Below are 22,002 nucleotides of genomic sequence, written 5' to 3' on the forward strand. Positions count from 1 at the left end.
GGACAATCGCGCGCGGCGGCCGCGGACCCCGGTGCCACCTCGACGAACAAGGGTTACCGTGTACGACGTGAACGTCGAAGTGACTCCCCTGCCGGGCATCGGTGTCCGGAAGGAATTCGAGGCCGGAGACGGCCGACGCGTGGGTGTCATCAGCCACCGGGACGGCAAGATCGAGCTGATCGTGTCGAAATCGGAGGACCCGGACGCGTGCCTGGCGTCCCTTCCCATGAGCGCGGACGAGGCCGGCGCGCTCGCCAACCTTCTCGGCGCTCCCCAGCTGGTCGCGCAGCTGACCGAGGAACACCGGGAACTGCCCGGCATCAACACACGACAGCTCACGGTCAAGAGCGGCTCGCCCTACGACGGGCGCACGCTCGGCGACACGCAGATCCGCACGCGCACGGGCGTGTCCGTGGTCGCGGTCATGCGCGCGGGACAGGTGCTGCCCTCTCCCGCCCCGGATTTCACGTTCACCGCGGGGGACATGGTCGTCGCGGTCGGTACCTCGGAAGGGCTGGAGTCGGCGCTGAAGATCCTCCTCCACGGGTAACGCGTGGATCACACAGCACTCGCCCTGATCGAGCTCGGCGCCGTCTTCTTCCTGCTGGGCTCGCTGGGCAAGGTCGCTCAGCGCATCGGCATGTCGCCGATCCCCCTGTACCTGCTCGGCGGTCTGTTCTTCGGCCAGGGCGGAGTGCTGAGCCTGGGGGACATCGGCCAGTTCACCGCCGTCGCGAGCGAGATCGGCGTGGTCCTGCTGCTGTTGCTACTCGGCCTCGAGTACTCGGCGACCGAGCTGGTGACCGGCATGCGGCGGTCCTGGCTCGCCGGCGTGGTGGACCTGGTGGCGAACGCCGCTCCGGGCGCGATCGTCGCCCTGATTCTCGGGTGGGGACCGATCGGGGCGCTCACGCTCGCCGGCGTCACCTACATTTCGTCGTCCGGGATCGTCGCGAAGGTCCTCGGCGATCTGGGCAGGCTCGGCAACCGCGAGACGCCGGTCATCCTGTCGATCCTGGTCTTCGAAGACCTCGCGATGGCGCTGTACCTGCCGATCCTCACCGCCGTGTTGGGCGGCGTCAGCCTGCTCGGTGGGCTCACGGCGGTTGGGATCTCGTTGCTCGTGATCTCGGTGGTCCTGCTCGTCGCCGTCCGCTACGGGCGCATCGTCTCGGCCGTCGTGGACAGTGAGGATCGCGAGGTCTTCCTGTTGCGCGTCTTCGGTGCCGCGCTCCTGGTGGCCGGGTTGGCCTCGGCGATGCAGGTGTCGGCTGCGGTGGGGGCGTTCCTGCTCGGCATCGCCATCTCCGGGTCGACGGCCGAGAACGCGACGAAGCTGCTGGAGCCACTGCGGGATCTGTTCGCCGCGGCCTTCTTCGTGGTGTTCGGGCTGAACACCGACCCGGCCTCGATCCCTCCGGTACTAGTGTGGGCCATCGTGCTTGCGGTGGCGACCACGGCGACGAAGGTCGGCACCGGATGGTGGGCCGCGAGCCGCTCGGGCGTCGGCAGACTGGGCCGCGCGCGGGCGGGTGCGGCACTCGTCGCCCGCGGGGAGTTCTCGATCGTGATCGCGGGTCTCGCCGTCAGCGCCGGCGCGGTGGAGGGCGAACTCGCCGCGCTGGCGACCGCGTACGTCCTGTTGATGGCGATGATCGGCCCGATCGCCGCGCGGGTCGTCGAGCCGGTGGCCAGGGGCCTGCAGCGCCGCACGGCACCGCAGACCGTCCGCTCGTGACCGGACCCGGTGTGATCCGGCCGATGAGTGGGGCGAGCTCGGCATCATCCAGCGAGGTGTGGTCGGCTCTCGGTGTGATCAGGACTCGGTGTGATCAGGACTCGCTGTGATCCGGCTGCGGGTGCGGCTCGGTCCGCCGGCTCGGTGATCGGGGCGGGTACTACGCACCCGGCCGTCAGCGGGCGGCCGCGATGATCGCCCGCCCCGCCTCGACGAGCGTCTCCGCGCGGGCCGCGACACCGTCGTCTGCGCGATCGTCGGTGCCGTCGGTGCCGTGGGCGACGTCGCTGCCGCGGCCGCTGCCCACATCGGTACGCAAACCGGCGGCCAGATCGCTGCCACCGAGATAGCCGGCGACCATGGCTCCGTCACGGAGCATCATCAGCCGGTCGACCACGGCCGGGTCGGCGACGTCCAGCTCGCCCAGCACCTCCCCGAGCAGGCCCGTGAACCACGCGCGATGGGCGGCGACGGCCTGCCGCACCGGGTGGCCTGCGTCCGGGTACTCGGCGGCGGCGTTGATGAACGGACACCCGCGGAAGCCGGGCGCGCAGCTGGCCGAGGCCATCGACCGGGCCAGTTCGGTCAGCATGCCGCCGGGGTCGCCCGCGTGCCGCGCGCGCAGCGCACCCACGACCTCCCGCTCGGCGGCGGCCCGCACGCCGAGGTAGGCGACCACCAGGTCGTCCTTCGTCGGGAAGTGCCGGTAGAAGGTCACCTTGCTCACGCCCGCCGCCGCGATCACCCGGTCGGCGCTCACCGCGCGGATGCCGTCGGCGTAGAACAGCGCGTTCGCCGCGTCGAGGATGCGTTCGCGTACGGGCCTGCGTGGCTCGTCCGGGTGCGCACGGCGCGCGGACCCGGCCACGCGCTGATCCGGCTGTTGAGTCGCCGTCATGCCGCTCCCTTCTCCGTCGATCCAGGTTAGCCGTCCCGCGCAGGTGAGCCGGAACGGTGGTAACGTCGTAGACGTACTAGTTAGTCTACATCGGTGCGAGCAGGGAGAACTCCATGTCAGAGGCGATCTACACGGCCGTCGCGACCTCCACGGGCGACGGCAGGCGCGGCGGCAGGGCCGCGACCGACGACCAGGCGCTCGACGTCACGCTCGCGGTTCCGCAGGAGATGGGCGGCACCGGCGGAGGGACGAACCCGGAGCAGCTGTTCGCGGCCGGGTGGGCCGCGTGCTTCCACTCGGCGCTGAAGGCCGTCGCCGCCGAGCGCAAGACACCGATCGCCGACTCCGCGGTGGTGGCCGAGGTGCAGCTGCGGCCCCGCGACGAGGGCGGTTTCAGCCTCGCGGCCGACCTGCACGTCGAACTGTCCGGCGTCGACCAGACCACCGCCGACGAACTTACCGAGGCGGCGCACGCGATGTGCCCCTACTCCAACGCGACCCGTGGCAACATCCCGGTCAGCGTGGACGCGACGGTGGCCTGACGCTCAGCCGGTGAGCCGGCCCGGGCTGGGTACCCGGCTCACCGGCGACGCGCGTCAGGACTCGACGGCCTTGTAGAGGGACCCGATCTCCTTGCGGTTCAGCTTGCGGATCGCGCCCGGCTTCGTCTGGCCCAGCTGCACCTCGCCGACGGCCGTGCGCACGAGCTTGCGCACCGGGTGGCCGACCTCGCGCAGCAGCCTGCGGACGATGTGCTTGCGGCCCTCGTGCAGCACGACCTCCACCAGCGTGCGGCCCGCCTGCACGTCCTTGACGCGGAACTCGTCGACCCGCACCGGGCCGTCGTCGAGTTCGATCCCGGCGCGGAGCCGTTTGCCCAGACCGCGCGGCACCGACCCGTCGACCTCGGCCAGGTACGTCTTCGGCACGTGGTACGACGGGTGCATCAGCTTGTTCGCCAGGTCGCCGTCGTTGGTCAGCAACAGCAGGCCCTCGGTCTCGGCGTCGAGCCTGCCGACGTGGAACAGGCGCTCCTTGCGGTCGCGGACGTAGTCACCGACGCACAGCCTGCCCTCCTCGTCGGACATCGTGCTGTGCACGCCCTTCGGCTTGTTCATCGCGAGATACACGTGCTCGTCGTCGACGATCACCCGCATGCCGTCCACGTGAATCACCGCGGTGTCGGGGTCGACGCGCCTGCCGAGCTCGCGCACGATCTCGCCGTCGACGCTGACCCGCCCCTTGGCGATCAGCTCCTCCGACGCGCGGCGTGAGGCCACGCCCGCCTGCGCGAGCACCTTCTGCAGGCGCACCCCTTCGGGGTTGCTAGATGTCATCGATCGAATCCACTTCGGGTAGCAAGGGTGCGATGGGCGGCAGGTCGTTCAACGACTCCAGGCCCAGCCGCTCCAGGAACAGCTCGGTCGTCACGTACAGGGTGCCTCCGGTCTCGCCGTCGGTCCCCGTCTCCTCGATCAGACCGCGTTGTACGAGCGTACGGATCACCCCGTCGACGTTCACACCGCGTACCGCCGCGACCCGCGAGCGCGTCACCGGCTGCCGGTACGCGATCACCGCCAGGGTCTCCAGCGCGGCCCGCGTCAGCTTCGAACGCTGACCGTCGAGCAGGAGCTTCTCCACGAACGGCGCGTAGGTGTCGCGGGTGTAGAACCGCCAGCCCTCGCCCACGCGGCGCAGGTCGATACCGCTGCCGCGGTCGGTGTAGTCCTCGGCCATCGTGCGCAGCACCTCGGTGACCCGGTCGACCGGCTGCTCCAGCGCCCCAGCGAGGGTTTCCTCGTTCACCGGTGCGTCGACGACGAGCAGCATGGCCTCCAGCGCCGACACCAGCGTGTCGTACCCGCTCAGGTCCGGCAGCACCCGGTCCTGCGCCACGGCCACGAGGCTCGTGTCCTCCTCCCCCGGCTCGGCCTCCGAGTCCGGGGCCGGCTCATCCGCGGCCTGCTCGATCGGTGACCCACCCGCGGCGGCCCCGACGGCGGGCACAGGGGGTTCCGCGGACTCGGCGGGTTCCGCAGGCTCGGCGGATTCCGTGGTTGCCGGGGACTCCACGACGGGGGCCTGTTCGGCGGATTCCGGTGCACCGGGGACGTCCGGGGCGACCTCGTCGCCCGCCGGCGCGTCGATGTCGTGTGGCTCGCTCACCCGTACTCCTCGTCGTCTGTGGTCGCGGCGCGGTCGGCCTCGGCCTGCGCGGTCGCCTCCTCGACCGAACCGCCGGTCCAGCGCACATGCAGTTCGGCCAGGGCCTCGGCCTGCTCGAAGTTGACCGCCTTCTCGCGGTACAGCTCGAGCAGGGCCAGGAACCGCGCGACGACCTCGATGGTGTGTTCGCAGTCGGACACGAGGTCGCGGAACGTCCCGCCACCGCGTTCGGCCAGCCGCACCCGCAGCACCGCGGCGTGCTCGCGCACCGACACGGTGCCCATGTGCAGGTGGCCCAGCGACACCTCGGGCGTGGGCTTCGGCCGGAACACGCTGACCGCGATGTCGGCGAACCGGTCCGGCGTCACGCCCAGCATCACCTCGGGCAGCAGGCCCAGGTACCGCTCCTCCAACGTGACCGACCTCGGGTAGCGCCGCAGCGCACCCGCCTCGAGCTCCCCGAACAGGGCCGCAACCTGTTTGTACGCCCGGTACTGCAGCACGCGGGCGAACAGCAGGTCGCGCGCTTCGAGCAGCGCCAGGTCGTCCTCGTCCTCGACGTCACCCGCGGGCAGCAGCCTGGCCGCCTTCAGATCGAGCAGCGTGGCCGCGACGACGAGGAACTCGGTCGTCTCGTCGAGGTCCCATTCCTGCCCGAGCGACCGCGTGTGGGCAATGAAGTCGTCGGTGACCTGGTGCAGCGCGACCTCGGTGACGTCGAGCTGGTGCTGCGAGATCAGCTGCAGCAGCAGGTCGAACGGTCCCTCGAAGTTGTCCAGGCGCACCTGGAACCGTGGCGCACCGCTGTCGGTGTCGGCCTCCTGCTCGGCCCCGGTGGTCCCGTCGGCTCCCTCGGCGCCCGTGCCCTGATCGGCCGCCGGCTCCGGTGCGGACCCCTGTTCCGGCTCGTGGTCCGATGCCTGGTCCGGTGCCTGGTCCGGTGCCGCAGCCGTGTCGGGTGTGTCGTCGTCGCCGGCGTCCGGCTGGGGCGGTGCCCCGTGTTCCATCAGTTCGTGGCTTCCTGACCGTCGAGGTCGCCGTCGCGCAGCCGGGTCACCAGCACCGAGTCCTCGCCGCGGTCCTCGAAGTCGGCAAGCAGCACGGCCACGGCCTCCCGCACGATGCGGCCACGGTCGACCGCGAGGTCGTGCGAGGCGCGCAGTGCGAGCCGGGTCTGCTCGATCGCGACGAGCTCGTCACCGGACAGGTACACGGTGATCTTCGTGTCGTGTTTCTGCCGCCCGGACCCGCGCCTGCCCGCGCTCGCCTTCGCCAGCGCTCGGCCGGTCGCCGACGCACCGGACGACGACCCGGAAGCCCCCGATGTCCCCGAGGCGCCCGTGTCCTTTTCGGACGCCGCGTGGTCGGTGCCTGCCTGCGGCGCCGCGGACTCGACGGACTCGGCGTCCGGAGCCGGGGTCTGCGCGGGCGGGCCTGCGGGCGTCACGGCGCCGTCCCCGAAGACCGGGTTGCTCGTGCGGCGGAACAGTTCGGACGCACCCGGCAGGGATGCTCGCCTGCTCACCGGCCGATCACCTCGCGTGCCAGCTGCCGGTACGCGGCGGCACCGGCCGAGCGAGGAGCCCACTTCGTGATCGGCTCGCCGGCCACAGTGGTCTCCGGGAACCGCACGGTGCGGTTGATGACCGTGTCGAACACGGTGTCGCCGAATGCCTCCACCACGCGCGCCATGACCTCCTTCGAATGCAACGTCCTCGGGTCGAACATCGTGGCGAGAATGCCGGTGATGTCCAGTTTGGGGTTGAGCCGTTCGCGCACCTTATCGATGGTGTCGATCAGCAACGCCACGCCCCGCAGACTGAAGAACTCGCACTCCAGCGGGATGATCACGCCGTCGGACGCGGTGAGCGCGTTGACGGTGAGCAGCCCCAGCGACGGCTGGCAGTCGACAAGAACATAGTCGTACTGCTTCATCACGGGCGTAAGCACCCTCAGTAGCGTGTGCTCACGCCCGACCTCGGCCACCAGCTGCACCTCGGCCGCGGACAGATCGATGTTGCTCGGCAGCAGGTCCACGCCCTCGAGCTTCGTGTTCCGGATGACGCTGTCCACCGGCAGCGACCGCTCCATGATCACGTTGTAGACACTCTGGTCGAGCTCGTGCGGCTGCACGCCGAGACCGACCGACAGCGCACCCTGCGGATCGAAGTCGACCAACAGCACGCGCCTGCCGTACTCCGCAAGAGCCGCGCCGAGATTGATCGTCGAGGTCGTCTTGCCGACGCCGCCCTTCTGGTTGCACATCGCGAGCACCGTCGCCGGGCCGTGCGTGTGCAGTTCCGGCGGTTCCGGGATCTCCCGGATCGGGCGCCCCGTCGGACCGAGCTTCACCTCGTCCTTCGCGGCGTCCTTCGCCGTGCCGTTCGCAGCGGTTTTCGGAGGGGTTTTCAGAGCGGCGTCGTGGGGAGCGGGGTCCTTCGTGACGTCCTCCGTGGCGCGCCCCTCGACCGGGGCCACGTTCTCGGTCGACGCGCCGGAGGAGGCACTCGAGGCTCTCGCCGCGTCGGGGCCGTGCGCATCGGTTCGCGCAGGATGCTGGGAGGTCGACATAGGGCGGAAGCTCCTCCTTCGGGCAAGGACGGCGTCAGCCTAAGCGCGGAGTAGACATAGCGGCAAAGAGGCTCGCCGGGCACGCGCGCGAGATCACCGCACAGGTCACATCACCGGCCACACCACGACTCCCGGCCACGTCCGGCATCACGTCCGGCACCGCCCGGCACGCCCCGCCGGACGACGGCGCGCACGTCAGCCGCGCACGTCAGCGCAGTGCGCGGGGATGCGCCGTGGCGTACACCTCGCGGAGGGTGTTGACCGTGACGAGGGTGTAGACCTGCGTCGTGGTCACCGACGCGTGACCGAGCAGCTCCTGCACCACGCGCACGTCGGCGCCGCCCTCGATGAGGTGGGTCGCGAACGAGTGCCGGAGGGTGTGCGGGGACACCGTCGCGCTGATCCCCGCCCGTTCGGCCGCCGTCTTGAGCACGTGCCACGCGCTCTGCCGCGACAGCCTGCCGCCGCGAGCGTTGAGGAACACCGCCGCGGTCCCCCGTCCCGACCGGGCCAGCACGGGACGAGCCCGCACCAGGTACGCGTCGAGGGCCTCGAGCGCGGGCCGGCCCACGGGCACGAGCCGTTGCCTGCCGCCCTTGCCGTCGAGCACGACGGTCCGCTCGGTCGTGTCCACGTCGTCGACGTCGAGCCCCACGGCCTCCGAGATGCGCGCCCCCGTCGAGTACAGCAACTCGAGCAACGCGCGGTCCCGCAACGAACGCTCGCCGTCCTCGGGTGGTGTGGCCAACAGGCGCAGGACGTCGTCCACCGGCAGCGCCTTCGGCAGCCGGCGGGCAGGCGCGGGCGGGTGCACGTCGCGCGCGGGGTCGTGGTCGGTGATGCCGTCGGCACACGCGAACTTGTGCAGCCCGCGAACGGCCACGAGCGCCCGTGCGGACGACGAGGCCGCCAGCGGCGGGTGGTCACCGTCGCCCTCGCGCAGCACGGCACCGAACTCGGTCACGTGCGCCGGCTGCACGTCGGCCAGGTGCTCGACGCCGCTGCCGGACAGGAACTCCCCGTACCGCCGCAGGTCCCTGGCGTAGCTGTCGAGGGTGTTGCGGGAGATGCCGCGTTCCACGGCCAGGTGATCGAGATAGGTCGCCACCACCTGGTCGACGGATCCGCGCACGCGTGCCACGCGGACACTGTAGAGGCAGGCGGCCCGGCGGGTCCGGGATTCCGGCAGGTGCGCCGGATGTCGCGATCACCACCTCCCCACCGCGCGACCGGTACCGTCGGGTCATGGCGCAGGATCCCGACCGGCTACGGATCGGCACGGCGGAACGCGAGGAGGCCTCCCGCGTGCTCGGCGAGCATTTCGCGGCGGGCAGGCTGTCGGTCACCGAGTACGACGAACGCGTCGCCGCCGTGGTCGCCGCACGGAACCGCGCCGAGGTCCGCGAACAGTTCGACGACCTGCCCGCCCCGCATCCGACGTTCCTGGCTCCCCCGCTGCCCACGTACGCGCCGATGACCCGGCATCCCGAGCTCGACCCGCGTCCCGGCGGCGATGTGCTGCCGCCGTCCGAGAAGTCCCGGCTCGTCGCCGGGTTGCTGCAGCTACTCGTCCCGTTCGGCGCGGGCCGGTTCTACACGGGCCACACCGGTCTGGCGATCGCCCAGCTGCTGGTGACGATCGTGACGTTCGGCATCGGCGGCATCTGGTCGTTCATCGACGGCATCATCCTGCTGGCCAGCGGCGGCCACGACGGCAACGGCCGCAGGCTCCGCGAGTGAGGCCGCTCAGGAATCGCGGAGCCGCGCGGCGAACGTCGTCGGCCGATGCCGCCACGGCGCGCGGGGATCACGCGGCACGCCGTCGGCGGTGTGGTTGCCCGACAGCACCGTGTGGGCGGCGAGGATCCCGGCAACGCTGGCGCCGTTGACGATCTGCCCGGACAGCACCATGTCGACCGCCTGCGTCAGCGGCACCGTGCTGATCGTCAGATCCGCCTCCTCGTCCCCGTGCAGCTCCCGGTCCACCGGACGCAGCTCACGGGCGAGGAAGACCCGCACCACCTCGTCGGTGAACCCGGGCGAGGCCGCGACCTCGACCAGCGTGTCCCACCGGCCTGCGGCCAGGCCCGCCTCCTCGACGAGTTCCCTGGCCGCCGTGTCCACCGGGTCCTCCCCGTCGACGTCGAGCAGGCCCGCGGGCAGTTCCCACAGCCGGTCCCGCACCGGGTGCCGGTACTGGTGGATGAGCGTCACCGCGCCGTCGTCGTCGACCGCGCACACGGCGACGGCGCCGAGGTGTTCGACGACCTCCCGCCGCGCCGTGCCGTCACCGGGCATCGCGACCTCGTCCACCCGCAGTCCGACCACGCGGCCGATGTGGATGTCCTCGGTGGAGGTCACCCGGAACTCGTGCGTGCCCGGCTCGCTCATCGGGTGCCCGCGGACTCGGGCAGTTCGACCGGAAGGCGCTCGGCCGTGTGGTAGTCCACGGCCGCCCGGATGAACGCGCTGAACAGCGGATGCGGGCGCGTCGGCCTGCTCTTCAACTCGGGGTGCGCCTGCGTCGCCACGAAGAACGGGTGCTGATCGGCGGGCAGTTCGACGAACTCCACGAGCCGGTCGTCGGGCGAGGTCCCGGAGAAGACCAGTCCGGCGTCCGAGAGCTGCTTGCGATAGGCGTTGTTGACCTCGTAGCGGTGGCGGTGCCGTTCGGAGATCTCGGTCTCGCCGTAGGCCTTGGCCACCTGCGAGTCGGCCTGCAGCCGCGCGGGGTAGGCACCCAGGCGCATCGTGCCGCCCATGTCCTTCTGCCCCGCGACGACCTGCTTCTGGTCGGCCATCGTGGAGATGACCGGGTGCTCGGTGGCCGGGTCGAACTCCGCCGAGTCGGCACCGGAGATGCCGGCGAGGTTCCTGGCCGCCTCGACCACCATGCACTGCAGTCCCAGGCACAGGCCCAGCAGCGGGATCCTGCGCTCGCGGGCGAACTTGATCGCGCCGATCTTGCCCTCGATGCCGCGGATGCCGAATCCGCCCGGGATGAGCACACCGTCGACATCGGACAGTGCCGCGGCCGCGCCCGACTCGGTGAGCAGGTCGTCGGAGGCGACCCACACGATCTTCACCTTGGCCCGGTGGGCGAATCCGCCCGCGCGCAACGCCTCGGTGACCGACAGGTAGGCGTCGGGCAGGTCGATGTACTTGCCGACGAGCGCGATGCGCACCGTCTCGTTCGGATTGTGGACCCGCTCGAGCAGGTCGCCCCACACCGTCCAGTCGACGTCCCGGAACGGCAGGCCCAGCTTGCGCACGACGTAGGCGTCGAGCGCCTCGGCGTGCAGCACCTTGGGGATGTCGTAGATCGAGGGGGCGTCCGGGCAGGCGATCACGGCCTCGCTGTCCACATCGGACATGAGGCCGATCTTGTTCTTGACCTCGTCGGACAGCTCGCGGTCGGCGCGGCACACCAGCGCGTCCGGCTGGATACCGATGTTGCGCAGCGCGGCGACCGAGTGCTGGGTCGGCTTGGTCTTGAGCTCGCCGGACGGGGCGAGGTACGGCACGAGCGAGACGTGCAGGAAGAAGCAGTTGTCCCGGCCGACGTCGTGCCGGACCTGCCGGCACGCCTCGAGGAACGGCAGCGACTCGATGTCGCCGACCGTGCCGCCGACCTCGGTGATGACGACGTCGGGACGCTGGCCGCTGCCGTCACCGTCGGCGACCGCCATGATCCGGGCCTTGATCTCGTCGGTGATGTGCGGGATCACCTGCACCGTGTCGCCGAGATACTCGCCGCGTCGTTCCTTGGCGATCACCGTCGAGTACACCTGGCCGGTGGTGACGTTGGCCGATCCCGACAGGTCGCGGTCGAGGAACCGCTCGTAGTGCCCGATGTCCAGATCCGTCTCGGCACCGTCCTCGGTGACGAACACCTCACCGTGCTGGAACGGGTTCATGGTGCCGGGGTCGACGTTGAGATAGGGGTCCAGCTTCTGCATCGTGACGCGGAGCCCACGAGCGGTGAGGAGCTGGCCCAGGCTGGAGGCGGTGAGCCCCTTGCCCAGAGAGGAGGCGACGCCTCCCGTGACGAAGACGTACTTGGTTGTCCGCGGCTGAAGTCCCACGGGCTTCCACCTTAACTCACTCTCACCGGTTCGTGCGCACGCCTGGCACGCGCCGCGTGCCGCCCGCCGTGCGAGAGTGTCGGCGTGCCGACCGAACCCTCCTGGACAGCCCCGCTCGCCGAGGCCGCGGTGGATGCCACGGTGCGCGTGCCGGGCTCGAAGTCGATCACCAACCGTGCCTACGTGCTCGCGGCGCTGTCGTCGGGCTCGACGCTCGTGCGCAGGCCGCTGGACTCCCGCGACGCCCGCCTCATGGAAGGGGCGCTGACGGCCCTGGGCGCGCCGGTGGAGCACGTCGACGGCGGCGTGCGCGTGGGACCGCTCGCTTCCGGCGCCGGAGAGGCCCACGTGGACCTGGGCAACGCGGGCACGGTCGCCCGGTTCACGCCCGCACTCGCCGCACTCGGCGACCGGACGGTGCGTTTCGACGGGGACGCGGCGATCCGGCGCAGGCCGCTCTCGCCCCTGCTCGGTGCACTACGCGACCTCGGCGCCGACATCGAGGACGAGGGCGGCACACCGGGCGCTCCCCCGTTCACCGTGCGCGGGCGCGGCGGACTGGCCGGCGGCGAGGTGGAGCTCGACTCGTCGGCCTCCAGCCAGTTCCTGTCCGCGCTGCTGCTCGCCGCCCCTGCGTTCGAGCGCGGCGTGACCGTACGGCTGGTCGGCGAGGTGCCCAGTGAGCCGCACATCGCCATGACCCTCGACATGCTCCGCCGGTTCGGCGCCGCCCCGGAGCGTGACCGCGCCCGGTTCCACGTGCCCGCGGGCACGCTGCACCTGCCCGAGTACACCGTCGAGCCGGACCTGTCGTCCGCGGCGCCGTTCGTCGTCGCCCCGCTCGTGGCGGGCGGCTCGGTGCACATTCCCGACTGGCCCCGCGAGACCACCCAGCCGGGTGACTGGCTGCGCAGCCTCGTGGCCGAGCTCGGCGGTGCGACGGTGTTCGACACCGACACCGCGGACGGGTCGGGACTGCGTGTCTCCGGTGGCGGCTCGCTGCCCGGCATGGACCTCGACCTGCACGAGGTCGGCGAACTCACGCCCGTGATCGCCGCGCTCCTGTGCTTCGCCGACGGGCCGTCCCGCATCAGCGGTGTGGCACACCTGCGCGGGCACGAGACGGACCGGCTGGCCGCACTCGCGACCGAACTGACCGCGCTCGGCGGGAACGTCACGGAGACCGCCGACGGGCTGATCATCCGCCCCGCACCACTGCACGCGGGCACGTTCCACACCTACGACGACCACCGGCTCGTCATGGCGGGCGCGGTGCTCGGACTGCGGGTGCCGGGCATCGAGGTCGAGAACCCGGCGACCGTCGGCAAGACGTTCCCCGGGTTCGTCGACGCCTGGACCGCGATGCTGACGCGTTCGGCGTGAGCGACGCCCTGACGCGCGCGTGCGCGGTGGGTCAGCGGCCTTCCTGGTTGACGCCGGGGGCGGGACCTTCCGCGCTGCCCGCCGTGCCGTAGCGTCCCACGTCCCCTTCGAGCTGTTCCCGCAGCGCCAGCACGGTGGCGATCCGCCCGGACTGGGAATCGACGTTGTCCACCGTGGACAGCACGGAGGTCGTCGCCGTGTCGGCACGCGCCACGCCCACGGCACCGCTGCCCTCGGCCGACGACGGCCGCCCGGCGAGCACGGTGCCCGCGCCGGTGCGGTCGAGTTGCGCGGCGAAGCGGCTGATCATCGACGCCGCGTTGCCCGCGCCGTCGCCGGTGGCCTTGCCGCCGGTCAGGACGATCGCCAGCTGTGCGGGTTTCACCTCGTCCTGGCTCGGCTTGACGAATCCGCTGTCGGTCAGGCCGGACAGCGCCGCCTGCCGTTCCGCCCCGGAGGCCTGCGGCTTCGCGTTCTCCCCGTCGAGCAGCAGCACCGAGCCGACGAGCGCACCCGCCAACGTGCCGGGGTCGCCTGCCGTGGGGAACTGCGCACCGGACGGCTGCAGGCGGGTGACGATCTCCCGCAGCTGGTCCGACTGGCCCGGATCGGTGAACGCCTCGGTGAGCTGCAGTTCGCCCGTGACGTCCGCGCCCGCCTGCTCGACGCGTTCGGTGAGCGCGTCGCGGTCGGCAGAGCTGGCGTCCGGCGTGGTCACGAACACCACCGAACGCTTGTCGAGAGTGCCGTCGACGACGTTGCCGCCCACCGAGCCGGCGAACGCGTCGGCGTCGTCGAGTCGTGCCTGGAGCGCGTTGCGTTCGCTCTCGAGATCGCTGACCTGCCGCGCCAGGTCGCCACGCTCGTCGGAGAGCCCGGACAGCAGGGACCCGTTCAGCGCGGTCGATCCGAGCACGACGCCGATCGCCAGCGCGAGGAACGCGGCCGCGATCGACACGATGTGGTACCGCAGCGAGATCACGTGAAGAGCCCCCTGACCCAGGTCGCGAAGGAGTTCCAGGTGTCGCGCAGCCAGTCGACGTAGACGGTGCCCACGTCGGACACGAGCAGCGCCGCGGCGACCACCACGAGCGCGGCCAGCACGAGCAGGACGACGGCGCCCATCGACACCCGGTTGCGGTGCAGCGTCGCGACGGCCTTGCCGTCGACGAGCTTGGTGCCCAGTTTGAGTCGAGTGAGGAACGTCGAGGGGTTCGATCCGGACCGGCCGTGGTCGAGGAACTCCCGCAGGGTCGCCTGGAAGCCGACCGTGACGACGAGGCTCGCCTCGTGCGTGTCGGCCAGCAGCAGCGCCAGGTCCTCGGCGTTGCCGGAGGCCGGGAACGTCACGGCCCCGATCCCCAGGTCCTGAATGCGCTCGACGCCGGGCGCGTAGCCGTCGGGCTGTGCGGGCACGACGACCTCGTGGCACTCCTTGAGGGTCTGCGCCTCGACGGCGTTCGGGTCGCCCACGACGATGTCCGGCGTGTGGCCGAGGTCGCGGAGCGTGTCGGCCGCGGAGTCCACACCGATCAATGCGGGCCGGTGCTCGTGGATGTACTTCTTGAGCGCCCTGAGGTCCTCGGCGTGTTCGGTTCCGGGCGCGACGACCAGGACGTGCCGGTCCTTCAGCGACATCCGCAGGTCGGGCACGCCGACACCGTCGAGGATCAACGTCCGTTCCCGGCGCAGGAACTCGATCGTGTTGGCCGAGAACGCCTCGAGCTGGGTGGACATGCCGGCCTTGGCCTCGATCATCGCGTCGGCGACGCTCTCGGCGGTCTGGACCGTGCCGGAGGCCAGCTGCTTGTCCCCGGCGTACAGGACGCCCTCGTCGAGCCGCACCTTCGCGCCGTCCTTGACGCGGTGCACCACGTCGGCGCCGACGTTGTCGACCAGCGGAATGCCCGCTTCGACCAGGATCTCCGGGCCGAGGTTCGGGAACCTGCCCGAAATGGACGGTGCCGCGTTGATCACCGCGGCGACCTCGGCCTGCACGAGGGCGTCGGCGGTCGCACGGTCGATGTCGACCTCGTCGAGCACGACGATGTCTCCGGAACCCACCCGGCGCAACAACTCCCGGGTACGCCGGTCGACGCGTGCCACTCCGCTGATACCGGGCAGCGGCTCCTTGGCCCGGGTGAGCATGCCGGAGAGTTTCATGGCTCGATACTGACAAAAGACGCCGGGAAAAGGCGTCGCGACGCGCCGGGAAGGCCGAACCGTTCCCGGCGCAGGCCACGTGCGTCTCGCCACGCCGGCGGGTCCCGGTACGCGTGCCGGCGGTCCATTTCGGACCGCGAAACGTGCGGCGAGTGGGTTACTTGCCGGTATCGGCCTTCTTCCTCGACAGAGCCGCCTTGGCGCGCGCCGACTTGTCCGACGTCGTGCCCGACGTCGTGCCAGATGTGTTGGCCGACGTCTTGCCCTGCCCGGTCGATGCGGTCTCGGTCGCCTTCTTCGCGGTCTTCTTCGCCGGTTTCGCGCGTTCCCGCTCGCGGTCCCGTTTGTAGGCGTCGGCCGTGCCGATGAGTTCCTCGGCGTGTGCCCTGCCTGCCTCGCTGTCGTCCAGGCCGGCCAACATGCGGGCGAGCTCGTCGACGCGGTGTTCGGGATCGAGGACGGTCACGCCGCTGCGGGTGACGCCGTCTGCGGTGCCCTTGTCGACCACCAGGTGGCGGTCCGCGAACGCCGCGACCTGCGGAAGGTGGGTCACGACGAGCACCTGGTGGGTGCGGGCCAGGGTGGCGAGTCGTTTGCCGATCTCCACGGCGGCCCGGCCGCCCACCCCGGCGTCGACCTCGTCGAACACGAGGGTCTGCACCGGGTCGGCGTGCGCGAGCACCACCTCGATGGCCAGCATGACGCGCGAGAGCTCACCACCCGAGGCGGCCTTGTGCACGGGCAGCGATTGGGCGCCCGCGTGGGCCTTGAGGACGAGTTCGACCTCGTCGACCCCCTCACTGCCGGCGTGCAGCCGCTGCCCGCCGACGGCCACGGCGTGCGGATCGCCGGCGTCGGCCTCCTTGGGCCGCACGAGTAGTTCCACCTCGGCCTGCCCCATGGCCAGGCCGGCGAGTTCGGCGGTGATGCGGCCGGCGAGGTCGGCGGCCGCCGCGCGGCGTGCCTTGCTCACGGCGTCCGCGTGCCCGGCGAGCTCGGCGGCGAGTTCGTCGCGCTTCGCAGCCAGTTCGGCGAGCGCCTCGTCGGAGGTGTCCAGACCGTCCAGTCGCGTGCGTGCGTCGTCGGCCCACGCCAGCACCCCGTCGACGTCCGCGGCGTACTTGCGGGTGAGTTTCTTCAGCTCGGCCTGCCGCGCGAGGATCCGTTCGAGCCGTTCGGGGTCGGCCTCGAGCCCGTCGAGGTAGGTCATCAGCTCCGCGCCGACGTCCGACAGCAGCGTCGCCGCCTCGGCGAGCCGCGGCTCGAGGTCCCGCAACACCGCGTCGTCGACCCCGGACAGGCGCCTGCGCGCGTCGGCGAGCAGACCGAGCGCCCCAGGCATCTCCGGGTCGCCGTCGGCGGCTCCCGACACGGCGGCCGAGGCCGCCGACGCGGCCTCCCGCAGCTCGTCCACCGCCGCGAGACGTTTGACCTGTTCGGTGAGCTCGACGTCCTCGCCGGGTTCGGGCGCGACCGCCTCGATCTCGGACAGTCCGTGGCGGAGCATGTCGGCCTGCTGCGCCAGCTCGCGCGACCGCGACGACCGTTCCTCGAGCTCGGTGAGTACCTCGAGCCAGGCGCGGCGCACCCGGCGGTACTCGGCCAGCGGAGCGGCCACCGCGTCCCCGGCGAACCGGTCGAGCACGGCGCGCTGCTGGGCCGAGCGCAGCAGCTTCAGCTGGTCGTTCTGACCGTGCACGGCGATCAGCTGCTCGGCGAGGTCGCCCAGCACGCCGACGGGTACGGACCGCCCGCCCAAGTGCGCGCGTGAGCGGCCGTCGGCGCTCACCGACCGCAGCGCGATGACGCTGCCGTCCTCGTCGACGTCGGCACCGGCGTCGGTGACGATCTCGGTGGCCCGCTCGCCTGCCGCGTCGAGGCCCTCGAAACGACCTTCGACCGACGCCTTAGCCGCGCCCGCGCGCACCTTCGACGCCTCGGACCGACCACCGGAGAGCAGGTGCAACCCGGTGACGACCATGGTCTTGCCCGCCCCGGTCTCACCGGTGACGACGGTGAACCCCGGGTGCAGTTCGAGCAGGGCGTCCTCGATCACTCCGAGGCCCTGGATTCGCATCTCGGCCAGCACGGTCCCACCGTATCGGCAGCGGCCGACATTTCCACCGCCGAGCACCGATCGCGAGGGTCGCTCCGGTCACCGGGGCAGGTCGCGGTCGTGCCGTTCCCGCCAGCTCTTGACCGGCAGCGAGAACTTGTGCACGAGACGGTCGGTGAACGGTCCGTCCCACAGGTGGGCCAGCCGCACCGGCACCGTGCCCGCGGTGACGCGCACGTGCATGCCCGGTTCGAGTTCGACGTGCCGCAGGCCGTCACAGGTCAGGACCGCCGGCGAGCCGTCCGGGTCGACGCGCACGGTGATCACCGACTCCCTGGACACCACGAGGGGGCGCGAGAACATCGCGTGCGCATTGCTCGGCACCACCAGCAACGCCTCGACGTCGGGCCACACCACGGGCCCACCCGCGGAGAAGGCGTACGCGGTGGAGCCGGTCGGGGTCGAGCAGAGCACGCCGTCGCAGCCGAACGCCGACACGGGACGGCCGTCGACCTCGATGAGCGCGTCGAGGATGCGTTCGCGGGTGGACTTCTCCACGCTCGCCTCGTTGAGTGCCCACGTGCGGGCCACGACCTCGTCGCCGTGGGTCACGGTGACGTCGATGGTCATGCGTTCCTCGATGCGGTAGCGCTCGTCGACGACCCGTTCCACCGTGTCGGCCAGCGCGTGCGAATCGGCCTCGGTGAGGAAACCGACGCGGCCCAGGTTGACGCCCAGCACCGGCACGCCCGCCGGACGTGCCAGCTCGGCGGCGCGCAGCAGCGTTCCGTCGCCGCCGAGCACGAGCACCAGCTCGGCGCCGTTGGCGGGGTCGCCGCTGAGGTCGGCGACGACACAGGGCGTGTCCTCGGGCGGGCCGATGAGGCGGCGGACCTCCTCGTCGATCACGCGCAGGCCGATGCCCGCGGCCGCGAGCCGGGACGCGACCGCCCGCGCGGCGTCCCTGGTCGACTCACGGTCCGGGTGGACGACCAGGAGCACCTCACGGCGGGGGCGGGACGGGTGCGACGCGGTCACTGCGGCCCCTCCTCGACGGCGGTCCGTACGAGCTCGGCGAGATCGACCCCGCCGCCGGCACGGTCGTCGTCACGACCGCCGGGGGTCTTGCGCAGCCACGCGAAGAACTCGACGTTGCCGGACGGTCCCGGCAGCGGGCTCGCCGTGACGGCCTTCGTGGCCAGCCCGAGTTCGCCCGCCGCGCGGAGCACCCCGAGCACGGCCTCGGCGCGCAGCTCCGGATCACGCACGACCCCGCCGCTGCCCAGACGCTCCTTGCCGACCTCGAACTGGGGTTTGACCATCGGCAGCAGGTCCGCACCGTCGGCGGCGCACGCGGCCAGTGCCGGCAGCACCAACCCCAGCGAGATGAACGACAGGTCCGCGACCACCAGATCGACGTGGCCGCCGATGTCCTCGGGCGTCAGGCTGCGCACGTTGGTCTTGTCCAGGACGAGGACGCGGTCGTCGGTGCGCAGCCGCCAGTCGAGAAGGCCGCGTCCCACGTCGGCGGCGACGACCTCGCGCGCCCCTTCGCGGAGCAGCACGTCGGTGAACCCGCCCGTGGACGCTCCCGCGTCGAGGCAGCGCTTGTCGGTGACGGTCAGTCCGTGCGGCGTGAACGCCGCGAGTGCGCCCAGCAGTTTGTGCGCGCCCCGCGAGGCCCACCCGGGGTCGTCGTCGGTGCGGACCACGATGGCGGCGTCGGGTTCGACACCGGTGGCGGGTTTGCTGGCCACCATCCCGCGCACGGTGACCCGGCCCTCGCCGATCAGCGTGCTGGCGTGTTCCCTGGAGCGCGCCATGCCGCGGCGCACCAGTTCGGCGTCGAGACGCGCCCTACGCGGCATGCCTCATACCTTGTCGATACTGGACAGGGCGACCGTCAGTTCCGTGTGCACGGCGTCGAACCGTTCGACGTGGTCGGCCACGGGCAGGTCGTCGAGGCCGTCCAGCGCGGACACGGCCTCGTCGATGCCGGCGCGCGGATCCGTGTCCTGCGGTTCCTGAGGGGGTTCGCCGGCCGCGGCCGGCGGAGGGTCGGTGTGTTCCTGCACCCCTCAACGTTATCCGATCAACGCGCGCCCGCGTCGTCACGTCACCGCGCGCCGGTACGGCGTCGCGGGCCGGCCGGGTGCGCCCGCGCCGGTCCGGCGTTCAGGCGAGGCCGAGCTCGGCCAACGCCGCGTCGGCGCGGTCGTCGCCCGCGCGTACGGAGGTGCTGCCCTCACGCCATGCGGCGTGGCACAACGCCCGCAACAGGCCCGGTGCCGAGCCCTCCTCGCCGGTGGCCGTCACGACGAGGTCTGCGCCCGCCGTCCGCACCGTCCACGCCTCGTCGGGGCCGACCGCGCAGGCGTCGGCGGGCTGGTCGAGTGCCGCCATGTCGGTCGCCACGTAGTCGGGTCGCTGAGCGGGTGCGGCCGCCAGCAACGCCGCCGGGCTGACGACGCCGGTCAGCACCGCCAGCGAGGCCATGTCGGCCGCGACGGCGCCCGCGATGTCGGTGTCCAGCCGGTCGCCGACGACGAGGGGGCGCGTGCTGCCTGCCGAGTCGGCGGCCAGCCGGAACAGCGGCGTCTCCGGTTTCCCGGCCACGACGGGCGCCTGGTCGGTGGCCGCGCGCAGCGCCGCGACCATCGCGCCGTTGCCGGGCAGCAGACCGCGCTCGGCGGGCAGGGTGGCGTCCTCGTTGCAGGCCACCCACGTGGCACCGGCGCGAATCGCGAGACAGGCCTCCGCGAGCACCGGCCACGCCGTGTCGGGGGAATGCCCCTGGACGACGCCGGCGACGTCGTCGGTGGCCGTGCGCACCGGCACCAGTCCGGCCTCGGCGACCTGGTCGGCGAGCGCGTCGGTACCGACCACGAGGACCTTGCGGCCCGGTTCGACGCGTTCGGTCAACAGCTGGACTCCGGCCTGGGCGCTGGTGCTGACCTCGTCGCCGGACGAGGGGACGCCGACGTCGCCGAGGTGGGCCACGACGGCCGACGGCGCCTTCGACGCGTTGTTCGTCACGAACCGGACGGCGACGCCGCGGTCCCGCGCGCGTTCGATCGCCTCGGCCGCGCCGGGCACAGGGTGCGTACCGCGGTAGACGGTTCCGTCGAGGTCGAGCAGCAGCGCGTCGTAGCGGTCGAGCAACGTGTCGCCCACCGTCACTCCCCCGCGAGTTCCGCCGCACGGTCGGCGGCGTCGGTCTCCACGTCGCCGTCCACCTCGGCGGCGTGCAGGAACCACCGCACGGCCTCGTCGGTGCGGCCCGCGGCGGCGAGGTTGTCGGCGTAGGCGTAGAACAGGCGGACGCTCCACGGCTGCGGGCGGTCCGGGTCGAGGTCCTCGCCCTGGAGGGTGACGACGGCCGCGTCGAGCTGGCCGAGGTCGCGGCGCGCGCCTGCCTCGACGATCTTCAGCTCGACCGCGATCTCCTTCGGCAACGCCGCGGTGTTGGTCTCCTTGGCGATGTCCAGGGCTCGTTCGGGCCTGCCCATGGCACGTTCGGAGTCCGCGATCACCGCGATGTGGGCGTCGGAGTGGGTCATGCGGCGCACGGCGCGCAGTTCCGTCAGCGCTTCCGACCAGTTACCGGTGTGGTACGCGGCCAGCCCGGCCGCCTCCCGGACGACGGGGATCCGCGACGCGCGGCGCTTGGCGTACCTGGCGTGTGCCAGCGCCGCCTCCGGCTCGGTGTCGAGCAGCATGCCCGCGGCGACGAGGTGCCTGCCGATGGTTTCTGCGAAGTCCTTCGGCAGCGACCGCAGTTCGCGCTTGGCCTCGCTGTCGAGCATGGAGTACTCGGCGTCCTCGGGAAGCTCGGGGGCGCTGAGCAGTTCACGGCCGACGGACCGGTCGCCGCCACGCTGTCCCGACGCGGAGCCGGGCTTACGGCCGGGCTTGCCGTGCGCGCCCGCCCGCGGACCGCTCTTGCCGTGTCCGCGGGCGTCGCGGTCGCCGCGGTCGTCGCGGCGGTCGCGGGGTCCACCGCGACCGCCACCGTCGCGCTGCCGGTCGTCCCGGCGGCGGTTGTCCCGGTGATCGTCGCGGAAGCGTCCTTCGCCGCCGCGGTCGTGCCGGGGCCGGTCGTCCCGACGTCGGTCGGGCCGGTCGCCGCGGGGACCTCCGTCCCTGCCACGCCGGTCGTCGCTGCGGCGGTCCGGTCCGCGGTCTCGGTCGAAGCCCCGGTTGTCTCGGCGGTCGTTGTCTCGGCGGTCGTTGTCTCTCCGGCTGTCATCGCGGCCGTTGTCATCGCGGCGGTTGTCGTACCGTCCGCCGGAACGTCCGCCCCGCGAGTCACCGCCGCGGGAGTATCCACTGCGGGAGTCGTCTCGACGCTGCGCCGGCCGACCGTCACCGCTGCGCCCCGAACCACCGCTACCGGAACGACTGCTACCGGAACCGTTGCGACCGTAGCCACCACGCCGGTCGTCCCGCCGGTCGCCGCCCCTGTCGTCCCTGCGGTCGCTGCCGCGGTTGTCGTCCCGACGGTTGTTCCGGTGATCATCGCGGTGATCGTCGCGGCGGTTGTCGCGTCCGCGTCCGTAACCGCCACGGTCCCGGCGGTCGCCACCGCGGTCGTCGCGGGCGCCTCCGCGCGAGGTGCCGTATCGGCCGCCCTGCTGGCTGCGCTGTCCAGGCCTGCGGTCGCTGCTGTTGCCGGCGTTCCCGGGACGCTGAGACCGGTTCCGGTCGTCGCCGTTCGCACGGTCGCGCCCGCTCGTGTCGGACACGAGTCCTCCCACTGTTGAAGTTCTTTCTGAGCATACGTGTAGGGCCCGCCGGGCGCCCATCTCGCTCGAGATAGTCGCCTCCGACGGGCCCTACACGGTAAGTAAGTTCGGCGGTGTCCTACTCTCCCACACCCCTACGAGTGCAGTACCATCGGCGCTGGCAGGCTTAGCTTCCGGGTTCGGAATGGGACCGGGCG

General features: G+C 71.9%; 23 protein-coding genes and 1 rRNA gene. 6 read left to right on the forward strand and 18 right to left on the reverse strand.

The annotated features are described in order from the left end of the window. Positions 1–67 precede the first annotated feature (67 nt). Complete coding sequence (locus IF64_RS0121380; protein ID WP_030533948.1) at positions 68–550, forward strand: cation:proton antiporter regulatory subunit; 483 nt, start codon at positions 68–70, stop codon at positions 548–550. Between the two features lie 3 nt (positions 551–553). Beyond that, a complete protein-coding gene (locus IF64_RS0121385; protein ID WP_030533949.1) occupies positions 554–1,738 on the forward strand; it encodes a cation:proton antiporter in 1,185 nt (394 codons plus the stop codon). Positions 1,739–1,913: 175 nt separating this feature from the next. On the opposite strand, the gene IF64_RS0121390 is transcribed toward IF64_RS0121385, so the two are convergent. Beyond that, the gene (locus IF64_RS0121390; protein WP_084706011.1) at positions 1,914–2,636 is read right to left on the reverse strand and encodes a TetR/AcrR family transcriptional regulator; all 723 of its coding nucleotides are present in this window, start codon (positions 2,634–2,636) and stop codon (positions 1,914–1,916) included. 113 nt (positions 2,637–2,749) lie between these two features. On the opposite strand from IF64_RS0121390, the gene IF64_RS0121395 reads away from it, so the two are divergent. After that, positions 2,750–3,178, forward strand: coding sequence for an organic hydroperoxide resistance protein (locus IF64_RS0121395; protein ID WP_030533951.1), 429 nt, complete (start codon positions 2,750–2,752; stop codon positions 3,176–3,178). A gap of 54 nt (positions 3,179–3,232) precedes the next feature. On the opposite strand, the gene IF64_RS0121400 is transcribed toward IF64_RS0121395, so the two are convergent. From IF64_RS0121400 to xerD, 6 genes are all read right to left on the reverse strand, one after another. Beyond that, positions 3,233–3,973 carry a pseudouridine synthase gene (locus tag IF64_RS0121400; RefSeq protein WP_030533952.1) on the reverse strand — a complete coding sequence of 247 codons (741 nt, stop codon included), beginning with the start codon at positions 3,971–3,973 and terminating at the stop codon, positions 3,233–3,235. Continuing rightward, positions 3,963–4,802: an SMC-Scp complex subunit ScpB gene (scpB, locus tag IF64_RS0121405; RefSeq protein WP_246134730.1), complete on the reverse strand. Its 840-nt coding sequence runs from the start codon at positions 4,800–4,802 to the stop codon at positions 3,963–3,965. Before scpB ends, IF64_RS0121400 begins: the two co-directional genes overlap by 11 nt. After that, entirely contained in the window at positions 4,799–5,809 is a 1,011-nt protein-coding gene (locus IF64_RS0121410; protein WP_084706012.1) for a segregation and condensation protein A, read from the reverse strand. The genes scpB and IF64_RS0121410 overlap by 4 nt, the downstream gene beginning before the upstream one ends. Beyond that, positions 5,809–6,327: a hypothetical protein gene (locus IF64_RS0121415; RefSeq protein ID WP_030533955.1), complete on the reverse strand. Its 519-nt coding sequence runs from the start codon at positions 6,325–6,327 to the stop codon at positions 5,809–5,811. The genes IF64_RS0121410 and IF64_RS0121415 overlap by 1 nt, the downstream gene beginning before the upstream one ends. Continuing rightward, the gene (locus IF64_RS0121420; protein ID WP_030533956.1) at positions 6,324–7,373 is read right to left on the reverse strand and encodes a ParA family protein; all 1,050 of its coding nucleotides are present in this window, start codon (positions 7,371–7,373) and stop codon (positions 6,324–6,326) included. Before IF64_RS0121420 ends, IF64_RS0121415 begins: the two co-directional genes overlap by 4 nt. 208 nt (positions 7,374–7,581) lie before the next feature. After that, entirely contained in the window at positions 7,582–8,484 is a 903-nt protein-coding gene (gene xerD / locus IF64_RS0121425) for a site-specific tyrosine recombinase XerD (protein ID WP_036877455.1), read from the reverse strand. A 134-nt stretch (positions 8,485–8,618) separates the two neighbouring features. Between xerD and IF64_RS0121430 the strand changes: the two genes are divergently transcribed. Further along, positions 8,619–9,113, forward strand: a complete 495-nt coding sequence (locus IF64_RS0121430; RefSeq protein WP_030533958.1) for a DUF1707 domain-containing protein — start codon at positions 8,619–8,621, stop codon at positions 9,111–9,113. Positions 9,114–9,119: 6 nt separating this feature from the next. On the opposite strand, the gene IF64_RS0121435 is transcribed toward IF64_RS0121430, so the two are convergent. Further along, positions 9,120–9,764 carry an NUDIX domain-containing protein gene (locus IF64_RS0121435; protein WP_030533959.1) on the reverse strand — a complete coding sequence of 215 codons (645 nt, stop codon included), beginning with the start codon at positions 9,762–9,764 and terminating at the stop codon, positions 9,120–9,122. Next, positions 9,761–11,458, reverse strand: a complete 1,698-nt coding sequence (pyrG, locus tag IF64_RS0121440) for a CTP synthase (RefSeq protein WP_030533960.1) — start codon at positions 11,456–11,458, stop codon at positions 9,761–9,763. Before pyrG ends, IF64_RS0121435 begins: the two co-directional genes overlap by 4 nt. Before the next feature lie 84 nt (positions 11,459–11,542). On the opposite strand from pyrG, the gene aroA reads away from it, so the two are divergent. After that, on the forward strand, positions 11,543–12,841 hold the full coding sequence (gene aroA, locus IF64_RS0121445; protein ID WP_030533961.1) for a 3-phosphoshikimate 1-carboxyvinyltransferase: 1,299 nt from the start codon (positions 11,543–11,545) through the stop codon (positions 12,839–12,841). Between the two features lie 31 nt (positions 12,842–12,872). Here the strand turns inward: aroA and IF64_RS0121450 are convergent, their stop codons facing one another. From IF64_RS0121450 to IF64_RS27750, 8 genes are all read right to left on the reverse strand, one after another. Next, positions 12,873–13,823, reverse strand: a complete 951-nt coding sequence (locus IF64_RS0121450; protein ID WP_030533962.1) for a copper transporter — start codon at positions 13,821–13,823, stop codon at positions 12,873–12,875. Continuing rightward, positions 13,820–15,004 carry a putative cytokinetic ring protein SteA gene (gene steA, locus IF64_RS0121455; protein ID WP_030533963.1) on the reverse strand — a complete coding sequence of 395 codons (1,185 nt, stop codon included), beginning with the start codon at positions 15,002–15,004 and terminating at the stop codon, positions 13,820–13,822. The genes IF64_RS0121450 and steA overlap by 4 nt, the downstream gene beginning before the upstream one ends. Before the next feature lie 157 nt (positions 15,005–15,161). Continuing rightward, entirely contained in the window at positions 15,162–17,093 is a 1,932-nt protein-coding gene (recN, locus tag IF64_RS0121460; RefSeq protein ID WP_084706013.1) for a DNA repair protein RecN, read from the reverse strand. A 66-nt stretch (positions 17,094–17,159) separates the two neighbouring features. Next, positions 17,160–18,098, reverse strand: coding sequence for an NAD kinase (locus tag IF64_RS0121465; protein ID WP_030533965.1), 939 nt, complete (start codon positions 18,096–18,098; stop codon positions 17,160–17,162). Continuing rightward, entirely contained in the window at positions 18,095–18,928 is an 834-nt protein-coding gene (locus tag IF64_RS0121470; RefSeq protein WP_030533966.1) for a TlyA family RNA methyltransferase, read from the reverse strand. Before IF64_RS0121470 ends, IF64_RS0121465 begins: the two co-directional genes overlap by 4 nt. Positions 18,929–18,931: 3 nt before the next feature. After that, positions 18,932–19,135, reverse strand: a complete 204-nt coding sequence (locus IF64_RS0121475; protein WP_030533967.1) for a hypothetical protein — start codon at positions 19,133–19,135, stop codon at positions 18,932–18,934. Positions 19,136–19,235: 100 nt separating this feature from the next. Further along, complete coding sequence (locus tag IF64_RS0121480; RefSeq protein WP_030533968.1) at positions 19,236–20,234, reverse strand: HAD-IIA family hydrolase; 999 nt, start codon at positions 20,232–20,234, stop codon at positions 19,236–19,238. A gap of 2 nt (positions 20,235–20,236) precedes the next feature. Further along, entirely contained in the window at positions 20,237–20,866 is a 630-nt protein-coding gene (locus IF64_RS27750; protein ID WP_246134731.1) for a tetratricopeptide repeat protein, read from the reverse strand. Positions 20,867–21,007: 141 nt separating this feature from the next. Between IF64_RS27750 and IF64_RS27755 the strand changes: the two genes are divergently transcribed. Next, complete coding sequence (locus IF64_RS27755; RefSeq protein WP_211252634.1) at positions 21,008–21,823, forward strand: hypothetical protein; 816 nt, start codon at positions 21,008–21,010, stop codon at positions 21,821–21,823. Positions 21,824–21,910: 87 nt separating this feature from the next. Here the strand turns inward: IF64_RS27755 and rrf are convergent. Continuing rightward, positions 21,911–22,002, reverse strand: a 5S ribosomal RNA gene (rrf, locus tag IF64_RS26290); the annotation flags it as partial.

The sequence above is a fragment of the Prauserella rugosa genome, from assembly GCF_000719975.1.
Taxonomy (GTDB): Bacteria; Actinomycetota; Actinomycetes; order Mycobacteriales; family Pseudonocardiaceae; genus Prauserella; species Prauserella rugosa.

Excerpts from the sequence above, each read along its gene's own strand:
- IF64_RS0121470 (WP_030533966.1), bottom strand. The coding sequence starts at position 18,928 with ATGCCGCGTAGGGCGCGTCTCGACGCCGAACTGGTGCGCCGCGGCATG.
- IF64_RS0121390 (WP_084706011.1), bottom strand. The coding sequence starts at position 2,636 with ATGACGGCGACTCAACAGCCGGATCAGCGCGTGGCCGGGTCCGCGCGC.
- IF64_RS0121430 (WP_030533958.1), top strand. The coding sequence starts at position 8,619 with ATGGCGCAGGATCCCGACCGGCTACGGATCGGCACGGCGGAACGCGAG.
- IF64_RS0121410 (WP_084706012.1), bottom strand. The coding sequence starts at position 5,809 with ATGGAACACGGGGCACCGCCCCAGCCGGACGCCGGCGACGACGACACA.
- IF64_RS0121395 (WP_030533951.1), top strand. The coding sequence starts at position 2,750 with ATGTCAGAGGCGATCTACACGGCCGTCGCGACCTCCACGGGCGACGGC.
- steA (WP_030533963.1), bottom strand. The coding sequence starts at position 15,004 with ATGAAACTCTCCGGCATGCTCACCCGGGCCAAGGAGCCGCTGCCCGGT.
- IF64_RS0121400 (WP_030533952.1), bottom strand. The coding sequence starts at position 3,973 with ATGACATCTAGCAACCCCGAAGGGGTGCGCCTGCAGAAGGTGCTCGCG.
- IF64_RS0121420 (WP_030533956.1), bottom strand. The coding sequence starts at position 7,373 with ATGTCGACCTCCCAGCATCCTGCGCGAACCGATGCGCACGGCCCCGAC.
- IF64_RS0121435 (WP_030533959.1), bottom strand. The coding sequence starts at position 9,764 with ATGAGCGAGCCGGGCACGCACGAGTTCCGGGTGACCTCCACCGAGGAC.
- IF64_RS27750 (WP_246134731.1), bottom strand. The coding sequence starts at position 20,866 with ATGCTCGACAGCGAGGCCAAGCGCGAACTGCGGTCGCTGCCGAAGGAC.